At 71.4% G+C, this 13,619-nt stretch carries 13 protein-coding genes and 1 pseudogene; 2 read left to right on the forward strand and 12 right to left on the reverse strand.

Features of this window, described 5'->3' with window-relative positions; all coding sequences use genetic code 11:
• The 5 genes from C1J00_RS25205 to C1J00_RS25225 all read right to left on the reverse strand — a co-directional run.
• On the reverse strand, window positions 1-583 hold a 583-nt coding region (locus C1J00_RS25205; protein ID WP_146046254.1), incomplete at its 3' end, for an ATP-binding protein.
• Window positions 583-1,023 (reverse strand): anti-sigma regulatory factor, encoded by a 441-nt coding sequence (locus C1J00_RS25210; protein WP_102911335.1) that lies wholly within the window; start codon window positions 1,021-1,023, stop codon window positions 583-585. The genes C1J00_RS25210 and C1J00_RS25205, both read right to left, overlap by 1 nt.
• Complete coding sequence (locus C1J00_RS25215) at window positions 1,023-1,442, reverse strand: STAS domain-containing protein (RefSeq protein ID WP_102911336.1); 420 nt, start codon at window positions 1,440-1,442, stop codon at window positions 1,023-1,025. Before C1J00_RS25215 ends, C1J00_RS25210 begins: the two co-directional genes overlap by 1 nt.
• Window positions 1,439-2,326, reverse strand: coding sequence for an STAS domain-containing protein (locus tag C1J00_RS25220; RefSeq protein WP_102911337.1), 888 nt, complete (start codon window positions 2,324-2,326; stop codon window positions 1,439-1,441). Before C1J00_RS25220 ends, C1J00_RS25215 begins: the two co-directional genes overlap by 4 nt.
• Before the next feature lie 268 nt (window positions 2,327-2,594).
• Window positions 2,595-2,996: an STAS domain-containing protein gene (locus C1J00_RS25225; protein ID WP_102911338.1), complete on the reverse strand. Its 402-nt coding sequence runs from the start codon at window positions 2,994-2,996 to the stop codon at window positions 2,595-2,597.
• Window positions 2,997-3,340: 344 nt separating this feature from the next.
• On the opposite strand from C1J00_RS25225, the gene C1J00_RS25230 reads away from it, so the two are divergent.
• Window positions 3,341-3,712: a hypothetical protein gene (locus C1J00_RS25230; protein ID WP_102911339.1), complete on the forward strand. Its 372-nt coding sequence runs from the start codon at window positions 3,341-3,343 to the stop codon at window positions 3,710-3,712.
• Between the two features lie 44 nt (window positions 3,713-3,756).
• Here C1J00_RS25230 and C1J00_RS25235 read toward each other — a convergent pair whose 3' ends face one another.
• The gene (locus tag C1J00_RS25235; RefSeq protein ID WP_102911340.1) at window positions 3,757-4,191 is read right to left on the reverse strand and encodes an ATP-binding protein; all 435 of its coding nucleotides are present in this window, start codon (window positions 4,189-4,191) and stop codon (window positions 3,757-3,759) included.
• Window positions 4,192-4,308: 117 nt separating this feature from the next.
• Window positions 4,309-6,207, reverse strand: coding sequence for an AMP-dependent synthetase/ligase (locus tag C1J00_RS25240; protein ID WP_102911341.1), 1,899 nt, complete (start codon window positions 6,205-6,207; stop codon window positions 4,309-4,311).
• 151 nt (window positions 6,208-6,358) lie between these two features.
• Between C1J00_RS25240 and C1J00_RS25245 the strand changes: the two genes are divergently transcribed.
• Window positions 6,359-6,592 (forward strand): DUF6480 family protein, encoded by a 234-nt coding sequence (locus C1J00_RS25245; protein WP_102911342.1) that lies wholly within the window; start codon window positions 6,359-6,361, stop codon window positions 6,590-6,592.
• A gap of 28 nt (window positions 6,593-6,620) precedes the next feature.
• Here the strand turns inward: C1J00_RS25245 and C1J00_RS25250 are convergent, their stop codons facing one another.
• From C1J00_RS25250 to C1J00_RS25270, 5 genes and pseudogenes are all read right to left on the reverse strand, one after another.
• Entirely contained in the window at window positions 6,621-7,709 is a 1,089-nt protein-coding gene (locus tag C1J00_RS25250) for a glutamate--cysteine ligase 2 (protein ID WP_102911346.1), read from the reverse strand.
• Window positions 7,710-7,819: 110 nt separating this feature from the next.
• Entirely contained in the window at window positions 7,820-10,027 is a 2,208-nt protein-coding gene (gene glgB, locus C1J00_RS25255; RefSeq protein WP_102911343.1) for a 1,4-alpha-glucan branching protein GlgB, read from the reverse strand.
• Window positions 10,028-10,030: 3 nt separating this feature from the next.
• Window positions 10,031-11,401, reverse strand: coding sequence for a maltokinase N-terminal cap-like domain-containing protein (locus C1J00_RS25260; RefSeq protein WP_102911344.1), 1,371 nt, complete (start codon window positions 11,399-11,401; stop codon window positions 10,031-10,033).
• A gap of 28 nt (window positions 11,402-11,429) precedes the next feature.
• Window positions 11,430-13,148, reverse strand: coding sequence for a maltose alpha-D-glucosyltransferase (gene treS, locus C1J00_RS25265; protein WP_102911345.1), 1,719 nt, complete (start codon window positions 13,146-13,148; stop codon window positions 11,430-11,432).
• Window positions 13,145-13,619: pseudogene (locus C1J00_RS25270) on the reverse strand (alpha-1,4-glucan--maltose-1-phosphate maltosyltransferase); the annotation flags it as partial. The gene treS and the pseudogene C1J00_RS25270, both read right to left, overlap by 4 nt.

The raw sequence follows: 13,619 nt of genomic DNA on the forward strand, positions 1-13,619 counted from the left end.
CCGTCACCCGGCCCCCCGGCCCGTCCGGCGCAGCGCCGGGCACCACCGCATGGCCTGTCAGGCCACCGCAGGCCACCGCGCCGAACGGCGGCTCGCCACCCGGCCACCGTCCGCCGGCGGACACCCCGCCTGCGGGCCGCGCCGACGCCTCACCGGCCCGGGGAGCCGCACTCACGCGGGCCACCGCGACCGTGCCGCGGCCGGGAACGCTGTGCAGGGCGAAGTCGTCGGAAAGACGCAGACACGTACCGAGGCCCGCGCCGAGCGAGCGGGTCGTGGAGAAACCGTCGCGCAGGGCCGCGGGGACGTCGTAGATGCCCGGGCCGTGGTCGATCGCGGCGATCTGGACCACCCTGGACTCCTCCCGGCCCTCCCGCAGCACGGGCGGGGCGACGACGTCGATGAGCACCTGACCGCCCTGGGCGTGCTTCAGCAGATTCGTGGCGAGCTCCGTCGCGACCAGCGCGGCCGCCGCGGTCCGCCGCTCGTCCAGCCCGGCCAGCGCGGCAGCGCCCTCCGCCGCGACCCGGGCGTCGCGCACCCGGGTCGCGTCGCGCACCGGCACGTCCCACAGCCGCGGCATCAGGCCTCCTCGCGCGGACGCGGCGGCCGGCCCACCCAGCAGGTCACCCGCACCGTGGTCCCCGAGCCCGGCCTGGTGTCGATGTCGAAGTCGTGCACCAGGCGCCGCGCGCCGCTCAACCCCATCCCCAGACCGCCGCCGGAGGTGTAACCGTCGCTCAGTGCCAGGTCCAGGTCGGCGATGCCCGGTCCCTCGTCGGTGAAGGCCAGCCGCAGCCCCTGCGCACCCGCACCGCCGACCCGCGTCGCCTCCATCTGTCCGCCCCCGCCGTGCACCAGGGTGTTGCGGGCCAGTTCACTGGCCGCGGTGATGAGCTTGGTCTGGTCCACCAGGCCGAAGCCGAGCCGGGCAGCGGCCTGCCGTACGTGCTGTCGCACCCACACCAGGTCCATGTCCGACCGGATGGGCAAGCAGGCCTCCACGCCCGCGGCGGTGTGCATCACGGACGCTCCTGACGCGGGCCGCCGGGTCGGGTCACCGGGGCCTGCCGCGCGAGGAGCTCCATGCCCGCCTCGGTGCTGAGCGCGGTGCTCAGACCCGGCAGCGTCAGCCCGAGCTCGACCAGGGTGATGGCGACGGCCGGGCGCATACCGGCCACCACGGTGCGCGCGGCCAGCAGCTTGGCCTGCGCGGCGATCTCGGCCAGCACCCGGCCGAGGAAGGAGTCGACGATCTCCACACCGGAGATGTCGATGAGGACCCCGCGCACCCCGGTACGGGAAATGGTCTCGGCGAGATCCTGCTGGAGCTGCTGCGCCGTGCTGTCGTGCAGGTCCCCCTGGAGTGTGACGAGCAGGACGTCGCCGAGCCGGAGGACCGGTACGTGGCCGGTCACGGGGCGGGAGGAGGCGTCGTTCACCGCTGACCCGCACCCGGGTTCACGATGTCCGCACCGAGCTGGTGCAGCGCGTACCCCAGCGCGTCGGAGAGGCTCGCACGGGTGATCACGTCCAGGTCCAGCCCCAGATGCACGATCGTCTGCGCGATGGCGGGGCGGATGCCCGAGACGATGCACTCGGCGCCCATGAGCCGCGCCGCGGCGACCGTCTTCATCAGGTGCTGCGCCACCAGCGAGTCGACCGTCGGCACCCCGGTGATGTCGAGGATCGCGAACCGCGCGTGCTGCTCCACGACCGCGTTCAGCAGGGTCTCCATCACGATCTGGCTGCGGGCACTGTCGAGCGTCCCGATGAGCGGCACGGCCACGATGCCGTCCCACAGCCGGATGACGGGCGTGGCGACCTCCATCAGCTGCAGCCGCTGCCGGTCGCTGAGCGCCTGCCACTCGCTCAGCGCCGACTGCATCGCCACCAGCCGCAGGGTGCCCATCAGCACCGTCAGCGCGGTTGAACAGGCGCGCAGGTGCTCGGGCGACGCCTGCTCCAGATCGGCGGCCAGCAGGTTCTCCACGGGCGGGCGCAGGGCGGCCAGCTCGCTGGAGACCTGGGTGTTCGACAGCCCGGCCCGGGACCGGGCCGCACCCATCCGGGCCAGCTGCTCGCGCACCTCGCTGAATCCCGCGGCGTCCGGGTCCTCCACCTGATCCGAGTCGGCCACCTGGGCCAGCGCGTCCACGATGACCTTGCCCGCTTCCACCGCCTCGTCGCGCGAGACGGTGAACACGGTGCGGAACAGAGGCTCGTCCGCCCACCGCTGGGCGATCTGCTCGCGCCGGCTGTGCAGGAAGTCCCTGACCTCGTGGGTGGGTGTGGCGAGCTGTCCGTCCGCTTCGTGCTCCGGCACCTGGTTCTCTCCTCATCCGCGTTGCGTCGACCGAGCCCGCTTCTGGCAACGAGACGGCGATGTGACACTTGCCGGGCGACAACTCTAACCATGCGCCGAACCCGTACGACACCTGCTCCGGCGCAAGCGATCCGGTTCCGCGCAACGGCGGTTGGAGCCGCCGCCGGTGGCGTGCGAAGGGTGAGCCGTCGTCGTCCGGGCAGGGCGGAGCAGGGGCACCGGGCCACCGGCTCTCGCCGGCGCCCTGCCCTGTGGGGCACAAGGACCGTCAGACGCCCGGCCCCTCCGGCTCCCCGGGCAGGTGCGGCCCTTCGTCGACACGGGTCAGAGCCGCGTCGAGACTCTCCGATATCGGCACGGTGATGCTGACGCCGGTCAGATCAAGGATGCGCCGCACGGCCGGTGCCGGGCTGATGACGTGCACGCTGCCCTCGGTCTTACGGGTCTCCTGGTACACCCGCAGGATGATGTTCATCCCGGACGAGTCCATGAAGGGGACGGACGACAGGTCGAGCAGGAAGTGCCGTCGGCCGTGGTGGAGTTGGTTGGCCAGATGGGCCTGGAACTCGGTCGCGGTGTCGACGTCCAGGTAGCCGTCGACCGTGATCAGGGCCACGTCCTCCCGGGGCAGCTCGACTTCCACGGACAGCGGGTTCTGGGCGAGGGGCACGGATACCTCCAACAAGTGCTACGGCCTGGGCTGGTCACCTCTGGGGATGACCGCGGTGCGAGGGGATCCCGGTCGTTCTCCGGACTCGAGTTCCGTTCCTCATGCGCCTCCCTTCACCGACGGGTTTCGGATGTCACCGCGCCCCCGCGATTACCCCGGAAACCGCCCTCCATGCCCCCTCGGCCGGACATCGTGGGGACCGGCCGCCGGAAGTCGTGTGCGGTCGCAGGCGTGTGCGCCGAATGCGCTTGCGGCAGGAGGGTAATTGCTGCTGTGGGACGGGGCGGGCGCGAGGCGCCCGCCGCAGCAGATGCGATCCGCGGATCGCCAGGGAGGATGGGGCAGTGGCCATCGACAGAATCTGGTCGTACGCGCCGGACAGCGGTCACACGGAGGGGCAGGACCTGACCGGTTTCGCCGTCGCCGCGACCGACGGCACGATCGGGCACGTGGACCGGGAGGCCGCCCCGCACGACATGCGGCACCTGGTCGTCGACACCGGGGTCTGGGTGTTCGGCCGCAGCGTCCTGGTACCGGCCGGGGTCGTCACCGGCATCGACATACCGGGGAGAAAGGTCACACTGGCATGCAGCAGGGCGGACGCAAAGGCGGCGCCGCGCTTCCAGACCGACAGCGAGACGAGGGACCGGGAGTATCTGCGGGCCGTAGGCGACTACTACGACCGGCTGCCGCCACGCGAGAGGGCCGCGGTCTGAGCCGGGTCTGAGCCGGTCACGGGCACGCCGCGCCCCTGACCGGCTCACCAGGGCATGAACACGTGCACGTCCTTGCCCCGCTCGTCGGCCACCACGCTGACCTGGTCGCACAGCGTGTGGATCAGATGCCAGCCGATCCCCCCGCCGCCGCTGCGCGGATCGAAGGGGCGAGGGGCGGGCTCCGTGGTGCTGGTGTCGTGCATGACCACATGCACCCCGTCGAACGTCCGGCGCATGCGCAGAGCGAACGGGCCGGGGGCGTACTGGACCGCGTTGGCGGCCAGTTCCGTCACCACCAGCAGGATGTCGTCCCAGTACTCGGGAGCAGAGGGCGGGGAGGAGCGTGCCAGATCACGCAGGAACCCCTCCGCGGCCAGCCGCGCTCCTGTCACGTCATGCGGCTCGCCCACGAAGCTGTTCGTGCGGCTCGGGATCTCCTCGGAGGTCAGGGCGTCGTCCCCACGCGGCTCGGTTGACATATCGCCTTTCCGGCCCGGGCGTCAGCTAGGGCTGTCGTCAGGGCTGTCGTCCTTTCTCATGCGTCGCCACTGTTGCGTGTTCCCGAGGGGACGGGGCCTACGCGTCCGGCCGCACGCTCAGCGGAACACGTTGTCGGAATCGTCCCAGTTCGACGGTTCGTCCGGGGTGCTCGGCCGCCCGGGACGCCAGCGTGACTGGTACATGGCTTCGATCTCGGAGGCGTAGTGGCGCACGATCTCGTCCCGGCGCAGCTTCATCGACGGCGTCAGCAGCCCGTTGGCCACGTCGAACGGCTCCGGCAGAACCCGGAACACCCGGATCGACTCCGACCGCGACACGGCGCTGTTGGCCGCGGCCACGGCCCGCGCGATCTCCTCCCGCAGCGCGTTCTCCTCCCGTGCCTCCCGCATCTCGCCCTGCAGCGCGAGCGCCGCCCGCCAGTGCGCCAGGAACTCCGGGTCCAGCGTGATCAGGGCGCCGACACAGGGCCGGTTGTCCCCCACCACCACCGCCTGGTGGATGAGCGGGTGCATCCGCAGCCGCTGCTCCAGGGCCAGCGGGGCGACGCTCTTTCCGCTGCTGGTGATGATGATGTCCTTCTTGCGGCCGGTGATCGTCAGATAGCCCTCCGCGTCCAGCTGCCCGAGGTCGCCGGTGGCGAGCCACCCGCCCCGCAGCGCGGCTCGGGTGGCGGCCTGGTCGCCCACGTATCCCTGGAACACCGAGGGGCCCCGCACCAGGATCTCCCCGTCCTCGGCCACCCGGATCTCCATGCCGGGCAGGGCCTGCCCGACCGTCCCGGACTTCTCCCGGCCGAGCGGCTGCATCGTCACCCCGCCCGCGGTCTCCGTCAGCCCGTACCCGTCGTGCACGTAGATGCCGATGCCCTCGTAGAAGAGGGACAGCTCGCGGCTGAGGGGGGAGCCGCCGGAGGTCGCCCGCCGTACCCGTCCGCCCAGCGCGGCCCGCAGCCTGCGGTACACCGTGCGCTCGTACAGGGCGTGCTGGAGCCGCAGGTCGAAGCCGGGCCCGCGGCCGCGGCCCAGCCGCTGGCGCTCCAGGGCCGCGGCGAAGTCCCGGGCGGTCTCCGCGGCCCGCTCGAACAGGGCTCCGTGGCCCCCCTGCTGAGCGGTGCGCAGGAAGTTCTTGTAGATCTTCTCCAAGACTGAGGGAACCGCGTAGAGGTACGTGGGCCGGAACGACTGAAGCGCCGAGGACAGGGCCTCGCCGCTCAGATCGGCCTGGTGTCCCATCAGCAGCCCGCCACGCACGCACAGCCCCTGGATCATCAGCCCGTACACATGGGAGAAGGGCAGGAACGCGAGCACGGAGCCCTGCTCCCCGCGCGGCGCCGCCGTGTGCCCCCAGCCCGCCAGCAGCGTGTCGCAGGGGCCGGCGAGGTTGCGGTGGCTGAGCGCGCAGCCCATGGCACGGCCGGAGGTCCCGGAGGTGTAGGCGATGACCGCCGTGGAGTCCGGCAGCACGATGCGCCGCATCGAGTCGACCGTGGCCAGCGGGATGAACTCGCCGCGCGCCGTCAGCTCCGCCAGGGCACCCGCGTCCAGCTGCCAGACGTGGCGCAGCAGCGGCAGCGACGCGCACACCGAGCCGACGGTCATGACGCCCTGCTCGTCCTCGACGACCACGGCCACGCAGCCCGCGTCCCGCAGGATCCACTCCACCTGGTCGCGTGACGCCGTCGGGTAGACCGGGACGACCTCGGCGCCCACGGCCCACAGCGCGTAGCACAGGATCGTCCACTCGAACCGGGTGCGCGCCATGATCGCCACGCGATGACCCGGCGCGATCCCCGAGGCGATCAGCCCCTTGGCGGCGTCCACCACCTCGTCGCGCAGCTCGATCGCCGTCACCTCGTCCCAGGTCGCGGAGGCGGGGTCGGCCCGGCGGGCGAGCATCGGCCGGGCCGGTTCGCGGTCCGCCGCCTCGAAGACGCTGTCGGCGAGCCCGCCGGTCAGGGGCGCCACGGCCGGGGGAGCGAGGGCGAGGTCGCGCATGCACTGCTCCTGACGTGTACGGGGTGTGACATTGCCGACGGGTACCGTCATCGGCGGTGCTCGAATGTAGTCGAGTCGAGACGCTTCGGGGTCGGAAAATACGGAACTGGACCCGCTGATGATCTCGGCGTGATCGGGGGACCCGGAGGACATGACTCACATCAGCCCCGATCCCGAACCCGAACGCACCCCAGGTCTGGAACCCGGCGGCGGTGTACCGCCGGGCGAGACCCCGCCCGCGGAGAGCAGCATGCCGGAGACGCTGCCCCGCGAGACGCACAACCCCACCAAGGGCTGGGCCAAGGCGCCGATGGCCGTGATCATCATCGTCACCGTGCTGATCGCGGCGTTCTTCCTGGCCTACGCCCTCGTCCTGATCCTCTGAGCCCCCGGTCCGGCCATGCCGGGACGCCTCACGCCTGCGTACGGCGGACGCACTCGGTGACGACGTCCCGCAGGCTTCCTGTGCGCTCCATCAGCGCGCGCTGCACCTGAGCCCCGTTGCCCTCCCGCAGCAGCTCGTCGCAGGCGGCCTCGGCCCGCGCCAGGTCGCCCGTGCCGTCGAGGGCCTCCTCGACGTGGTCCAGCAGGGCGCGGACGACGGCTTCGGCGGGCATGCGCCGCATGGTCGTGGGGTGCAGCAGCTCGCCCGCCAGCCCGGACCGGGCCGCCTGCCAGTCGGCAAGCCGCAGCAGACTGACACTGTGGTCGAGCGGCTCACGGCCGGCTCGCCACTCCCGTGCGGCGGTCTCGACCAGCCCCCGGACGAGCGTGGCGATCAGCACGGCGGTGTCCGAACGCAGACAGACGTCCGAGACGCGGAGCTCCACGGTCGGGTACCGCTGGGACAGCCGGGCGTCGAAGTAGATCATCCCGTCGTCGAGGAGCGCCCCGGTGGCCACCATGTCCGCGATCAGACGGTGGTACCGCTCGGCCGAGCCGAAGATCTCGGTCGGGCCGGCCGACGGCCAGCGCAGCCACACCCGGCTGCGGTAGCTGTTGTACCCCGTGTCCTTGCCCTGCCAGAACGGCGAGTTCGCGCTGATCGCCCGCAGCACCGGGAGCCACGGCCGCAGCCGGTCGACGACCGCGACGCCCTCCTCGTCGGACTCGACCGACACGTGCACGTGGCAGCCCATGACGAGCTGCTCCCGGGTGGCGATGCCGTACTGGTCCGCCATCCACTGGTAGCGCCGGCTGACGCCGACGGCCGGGCTGACCGGCAGCGGCGAGGTGGCGAGCGCCGCGACGGTGCAGCCGATCTCCTCCGCGTGCCGGGCCGCCGCCGTGCGGCAGCGGACGATCTCCGCGCGCAGGCTCTCCATCGAGGACTGTGGATGGGTGGCGAACTCCAGCATCTGCTCGTGGAGTTCCTTCTCGAACACGTCCTGATCCGCGCCGTTCTTCTCCGCCCGGGCGAGCACAGCTGCGGACAGCGCCCGCGGTTCTCCGGTCTCCGGATCGACCAGGAGGAGTTCCTCCTCCACTCCCACGGTGCGCACCTGATGCCCGCCCTTCTGTGCCCTGCCGCGTCGTACCACCGGGTGCTCCCGGTGGTACGACCCCCAGTGCCCCTCTCAGCGGGTAGGACACCTGGTGAGGCGGCGGGACTTCACACGGCGAACGGCGTCAGCCACACCGTGGCCAGCGGAGGAAGCGTGATCCGGACGAGTCCGTCCTCCGGTTTGACCGGATCCGGGTTGGTGACGCCACTGCCGCCGTAGCGTGTGTCGTCGGTGTTGAGGCGCTCCTCCCAGGCGACCACGTCACCCGGCACCCACAGGCCGTAGTCCTGCCGGACGACGGGGGAGAAGTTCGACACCGCCAGCAGCGGCCTGCCCTCGGCGTCGTGGCGCAGGAACGCGAAGACGTTGTCGTCGGCCGAGTCCACCGCCACCCAGCGGAAACCCTCCGGGCGGGTGTCGCACTGCCACAGTGCCGGAGTGGCCCGGTAGGCCGAGTTCAGGTCGCGCACCAGATCGCGCACGCCCCGGTGGTCACCCGCCGAGTGGTAGCCGTCGTCGAGCAGCCACCATTCCGGTCCGTGCTCCACCGACCACTCGGCGCCCTGCGCGAACTCCTGCCCCATGAACAGCAGTTGCTTGCCTGGGTGGCCCCACATGAAGCCGAGGTAGGCCCGGTGGGTGGCGCGTCGCTGCCACCAGTCGCCGGGCATCTTCGACACCAGCGCCTGCTTGCCGTGCACGACCTCGTCGTGGGAGATCGGCAGGACGTAGTTCTCGCTGTAGGCGTACACCATCGAGAACGTCATCTCGTGGTGGTGGTACTTGCGGTGCACCGGCTCGTGCGCGATGTACTCCAGCGAATCGTGCATCCAGCCCATGTTCCACTTCAGCCCGAAGCCGAGCCCGCCGGTCTCGGTCGGCCGGGTCACCCCGCCCCAGGCCGTGGACTCCTCCGCGATCGTGACCACGCCAGGGGCCCGCCGGTACACCGTCGCGTTCATCTCCTGCAGGAATCCCATGGCGGCCAGATCCTCCCGGCCGCCGTAGGCGTTGGGTTCCCACTGGCCGTCCTCGCGCGAGTAGTCGAGGTAGAGCATCGAGGCGACGGCGTCCACGCGCAGGCCGTCGATGTGGAACTCCTCGCACCAGTACACGGCGTTCGCGACCAGGAAGTTGCGCACCTCCGTGCGGCCGAAGTCGAACTCGTACGTGCCCCAGTCCGGGTGCTCCGCACGCCGGTCGTCGCCCGGCTCGTAGAGCGGCTCCCCGTCGAATCGGGCCAGCGCCCAGTCGTCCTTCGGGAAGTGCGCCGGCACCCAGTCCATGATCACGCCGATGCCGGCCCGGTGGCAGGCGTCGACGAAGAACCGGAAGTCGTCCGGTGTGCCGAGCCGGGACGTCGGTGCGTAGAAGCCGGTGACCTGGTAGCCCCAAGAGCCGTGGAAGGGGTGCTCGGCGACCGGCATCAGCTCGACGTGGGTGAAGCCCAGGTCCTTCACGTACTGGGGAAGTTCCTCGGCGAGCCGCCGGTAGGTCAGCCCCGGCCGCCAGGACGCCAGATGCACCTCGTACACCGAGAACGGCGCCTCGTGCACGGGCGTGTCGGCGCGGTGCGCCATCCACTCGGTGTCGCCCCACTCGTAGTGCGAGGCCGTCACGACCGACGCCGTGTTGGGCGGCTCCTCGCAGCGGCGCGCCATCGGGTCGGCCTTGAGGAAGCGGTGGCCGTACCGGGAGTGGATCTCGAACTTGTACGCGGTGCCCTCGCCGACACCCGGCAGGAACAGCTCCCACACGCCGGAGGCGCCCAGGGACCGCATCGGGAACTGCGTCCCGTCCCAGTGGGTGAAGTCCGTGGCGACCCGCACGCCCTGCGCGTTCGGCGCCCAGACGGTGAACCGGGTGCCCTCGACGCCCTCGTGCGTCATGGGCTGGGCGCCGAGCGCCTGCCACAGCTGCTCGTGCCGCCCCTCGCGGATCAGGTGCAGGTCGAGCTCGCCGAGCGCGGGCAGGAAGCGGTACGGATCGGGCGTCTCCTGCTCGCCCTCCTCGTACGCCACGTGCAGCGTGTACGCGGGGACCGCGTCCAGGGGGAGCACGCCCGAGAAGAGGCCGTCGCCCTCGGAGACGAGGGCGGTGCGCCTGCCGTCGACCACGACGCTCACGGAGCGGGCGAAGGGGCGCAGCGCACGGAACACGATCCCGCCCGGGACCGGGTGGGCGCCCAGCAGGGCGTGCGGATCGTGGTGGGCACCGGCCAGCAGGCGTCCGCGGTCCTCGGGGCTCAGGGCGGGCGCGGTCGTGCCCGGGACCGGGCCGGACGGCTCCGGGATTGAGGTGTCGCGCAGTGCCACGGCTCAGTCTCCTCTCACGGCGAGGCGTTCGATGGCCGCCATCGGTACAGGCAGCCAGTCGGGGCGGTGCCGTGCCTCGTACAGCACCTCGTACACGGCCCGGTCCGTCTCATAGGCGCGGAGCAGTCCGTGTTTCTTGCGGGGGTCCCATCCGGCGCGGGCGGCGTAGCCCGCGCAGTAGGCCTCGCGGCAGCGGCGGGCCCACTCCGGGCGCCAGGGGCGGCGCTGCCGGGCGGCGTAGTCGAAGGAGCGCAGCATCCCGGCGATGTCCCGCACGGGGGAGTGGGCGCTGCGCCGTTCGGAGAGCGGCCGGGACGGCTCGCCCTCGAAGTCGATGACGAACCACTCGCGTCCGGCCCGGAGTACCTGCCCCAGGTGCAGGTCGCCGTGGATGCGCTGGGCGGGCGGTCCCGGATCGCAGGTGGTGAGCGCGGCGAACGCGGTCCGCAGGCCCGGCACGAACGGCTGCAGCGCGGGCACGCAGTGCGCCGCGGCGTCCAGCCGCTCGGTCATCGCCGCCGCCGTCTGCCCGTTCTCCCCGGGCCCGCCGACGGGGAACGCCGACGCCAGCGCGAGGTGCACCTCCGCGGTGGCCGCGCCCAGCGCCCGGGCCTGGACGGTGAAGTCGTCCCCGGCGGCCAGCGCGTGCAGACCCAGCGTCCAGCCGTCGGAGGCGTCCCGCAGATACGGCTGGAGCACGCCGAGGGTGGCCTTGAACGGTTGGTCCGTCTGGAACCAGGCCACGGGCGCCGGCACGCGGTGACAGCCGTGACGGGCCAGCGCGCCCGGCACCTCCAGGTCCGGGTTGACGCCCGGTTGGATGCGCCGGAAGACCTTCAGGATGTACTCGTCGCCGTACACCAGCGAGGAGTTGGACTGCTCGGCGTCCAGCAGCCGCGGCACCAGCCCGGCGGGCACCTGCTGGTCCGGGTCGCAGTCGAAGCGCAGGGGGCCCGCGGAGCCCGGCTGCCGCAGCCGGTCCAGCAGGAGCTGGGCCGAGCGGGGGTCGTGCAGCGCGTCGTAGACCGTCAGCCCGGCCAGCGGCCCGTCCTGCACCCGCCCGATGAGCGCCCGCCCGAGCCGGGGCGCGGGCCGCTCCCGTACGCCGAGCAGCAACTGGTAGCAGTCGCCCGCCGGGGGAGCCCCGCCGGGCGAGGGCACGCCCGTGTGACCGGCGTGACCGGCGTGGACCAGCAGATGCAGACACCCCGGGAAGAGCTCGGTCATCGACAGCAGACCGAGCTCGGTGACGGGCCGGTCCTTGCCCGCGAACCAGCGCTGCCGGGGCAGCCAGTCGCGCAGCAGGGCGCCGAGCGACTCCATGGGCTTCGCCAGGCGCGTCAGGTCCGGGCGCAGGGATGCGGTCTTCGGCATGGTCACGCCTCCTTGTCGCGGCGCAGGGTCACAGTCGCCGTCCGATGCGGGACGCGACTCGAGTGAGCCGGAACCAGTAGAAGCCGTGGCCCCCGAGGGTCAGCAGATAGGGCAGCTCGCCGATGGCGGGGAAGCGGACCCCACCGAACAGCTCCACCGGGTGCCGCCCCGCGAACTCGCGCAGGTCGAGCTCGGTGGGCTGCGCGAACCGCGCGAAGTTGTTGACGCACAGGACCAGGTCGTCCTCGTACTCCCGCAGGAAGGCCAGCACCGCGGGGTTGGAGGAGGGCAGCTCGGTGTACGAGCCGAGGCCGAAGGCCGGGTTCTGCTTGCGGATCTCGATCATGCGCCGGGTCCAGTGCAGCAGCGACGACGGCGACGACATCGACGCCTCGACGTTGGTCACCTGGTGGCCGTAGACCGGGTCCATGATCGCCGGAAGGCAGAGGCGGCCCGGGTCGCAGGTGGAGAAGCCGGCGTTGCGGTCGGGCGTCCACTGCATCGGCGTGCGCACCGCGTCCCGGTCGCCGAGCCAGATGTTGTCGCCCATGCCGATCTCGTCGCCGTAGTACAGGATCGGCGAGCCGGGCAGCGCCAGCAGTAGGGCCGTGAACAGTTCGATGGTGTGCCGGTCGTTGTCCAGCAGGGGAGCGAGGCGCCTGCGGATGCCGATGTTGGCGCGCATGCGGGGGTCCTTGGCGTACTCGGCCCACATGTAGTCGCGCTCTTCGTCGGTGACCATCTCGAGCGTCAGCTCGTCGTGGTTGCGCAGGAACATGCCCCACTGGCAGCCCGAGGGGATGGCGGGGGTCTTGGCCAGGATCTCGGAGACCGGGTATCGGGATTCCCGCCGGACGGCCATGAAGATGCGCGGCATGACGGGGAAGTGGAACGCCATGTGGCACTCGTCGCCGCCGGCGGCGTAGTCGCCGAAGTAGTCGACGACGTCCTCGGGCCACTGATTCGCCTCCGCCAGCAGCACCGTGTCCGGGTACAGAGCGTCGATCTCGCGGCGCACGCGCTTGAGGAACGCGTGCGAGGCGGGCAGGTTCTCGCAGTTGGTGCCCTCGGCCGCGTAGAGGTAGGGCACCGCGTCCAGCCGGAACCCGTCGATGCCCAGGTCCAGCCAGAACTTCAGCGCTGCCAGGATCTCCTCCTGGACCCGCGGGTTCTCGTAGTTGAGATCCGGCTGGTGCGAGAAGAAACGGTGGAAGAAGTACTGGCCCCGCACCGGGTCGAAGGTCCAGTTCGAGGTCTCCGTGTCGACGAAGATGATCCGTGCGTCCGGGTATCCCTTGTCGTCGTCGGCCCACACGTAGTAGTCGCCGTAGGGCCCGTCGGGGTCCTTGCGCGACTCCTGGAACCAGGGGTGCTGGTCGCTGGTGTGGTTCATGACGAAGTCGATGATCACGCGCATGCCGCGCTGGTGGGCGGCGTCGACGAACTCCACGAAGTCCGCGAGGTCGCCGAACTCCGGCAGCACGGCCGTGTAGTCGGAGACGTCGTAGCCGCCGTCGCGCAGCGGGGACTTGAAGAACGGCGGCAGCCACAGGCAGTCGACGCCGAGCCACTGGAGGTAGTCGAGCTTGGACGTGAGGCCCTTGAGGTCGCCGACGCCGTCGCCGTCGCTGTCCTGGAACGAGCGGACGAGCACCTCGTAGAAGACGGCGCGTTTGAACCAGTCGGGATCCCTGTCCCGTGCGGGAGTGTCCTCGAAGGTGTCCGGTACGGGCTCGTTCACGGTCATGACGTTCCTGCCCCTCCGTTCGCGTGCGCGGCGGGCGGGGACTGGACGTGGAAGACGTGCGCGGGAGCCCGCCCCGGCTCCAACCGCACGTAGTTGTTGCGTCCCCAGCGATAGGTCTCGCCGGTGAGTTCGTCGCGCACCAGCACCGACTCGTGCCAGTCCAGGCCGAGTTGCGGCATGTCCAACGAGACCGTGGCCTCCTGGGCGTGGTGGGGGTCGAGGTTGGCGACCACCAGGACGGCATCGGATCCGCTGCGCTTGCTGTATGCGATCAGAGCGTCGTTGTCGGTGTGGTGGAAGCGGAGGTTCCTGAGCCGGTGCAGCGCGGGGTGTTCCCTGCGGATGGTGTTGAGCCGGGTGAGCAGCGGGGTGATGGTGCGGCCCTCGCGTTCGGCGGTGGCCCAGTCGCGGTGCCTGAGCTGGTACTTCTCCGAGTCCAGGTACTCCTCGCCGCCCTCCTTCAGCGGGGTG

Origin of the sequence: Streptomyces cahuitamycinicus (assembly GCF_002891435.1) — a bacterium.
GTDB classification, from domain to species: Bacteria; Actinomycetota; Actinomycetes; order Streptomycetales; family Streptomycetaceae; genus Streptomyces; species Streptomyces cahuitamycinicus.

Bases quoted from the DNA above. Each gene is read 5' to 3' on its own strand.
- C1J00_RS25240 (WP_102911341.1), bottom strand. From the start codon at position 6,207: ATGCGCGACCTCGCCCTCGCTCCCCCGGCCGTGGCGCCCCTGACCGGC.
- treS (WP_102911345.1), bottom strand. From the start codon at position 13,148: ATGACCGTGAACGAGCCCGTACCGGACACCTTCGAGGACACTCCCGCA.
- C1J00_RS25245 (WP_102911342.1), top strand. From the start codon at position 6,359: ATGACTCACATCAGCCCCGATCCCGAACCCGAACGCACCCCAGGTCTG.
- C1J00_RS25260 (WP_102911344.1), bottom strand. From the start codon at position 11,401: ATGCCGAAGACCGCATCCCTGCGCCCGGACCTGACGCGCCTGGCGAAG.
- C1J00_RS25210 (WP_102911335.1), bottom strand. From the start codon at position 1,023: ATGCACACCGCCGCGGGCGTGGAGGCCTGCTTGCCCATCCGGTCGGAC.
- C1J00_RS25235 (WP_102911340.1), bottom strand. From the start codon at position 4,191: ATGTCAACCGAGCCGCGTGGGGACGACGCCCTGACCTCCGAGGAGATC.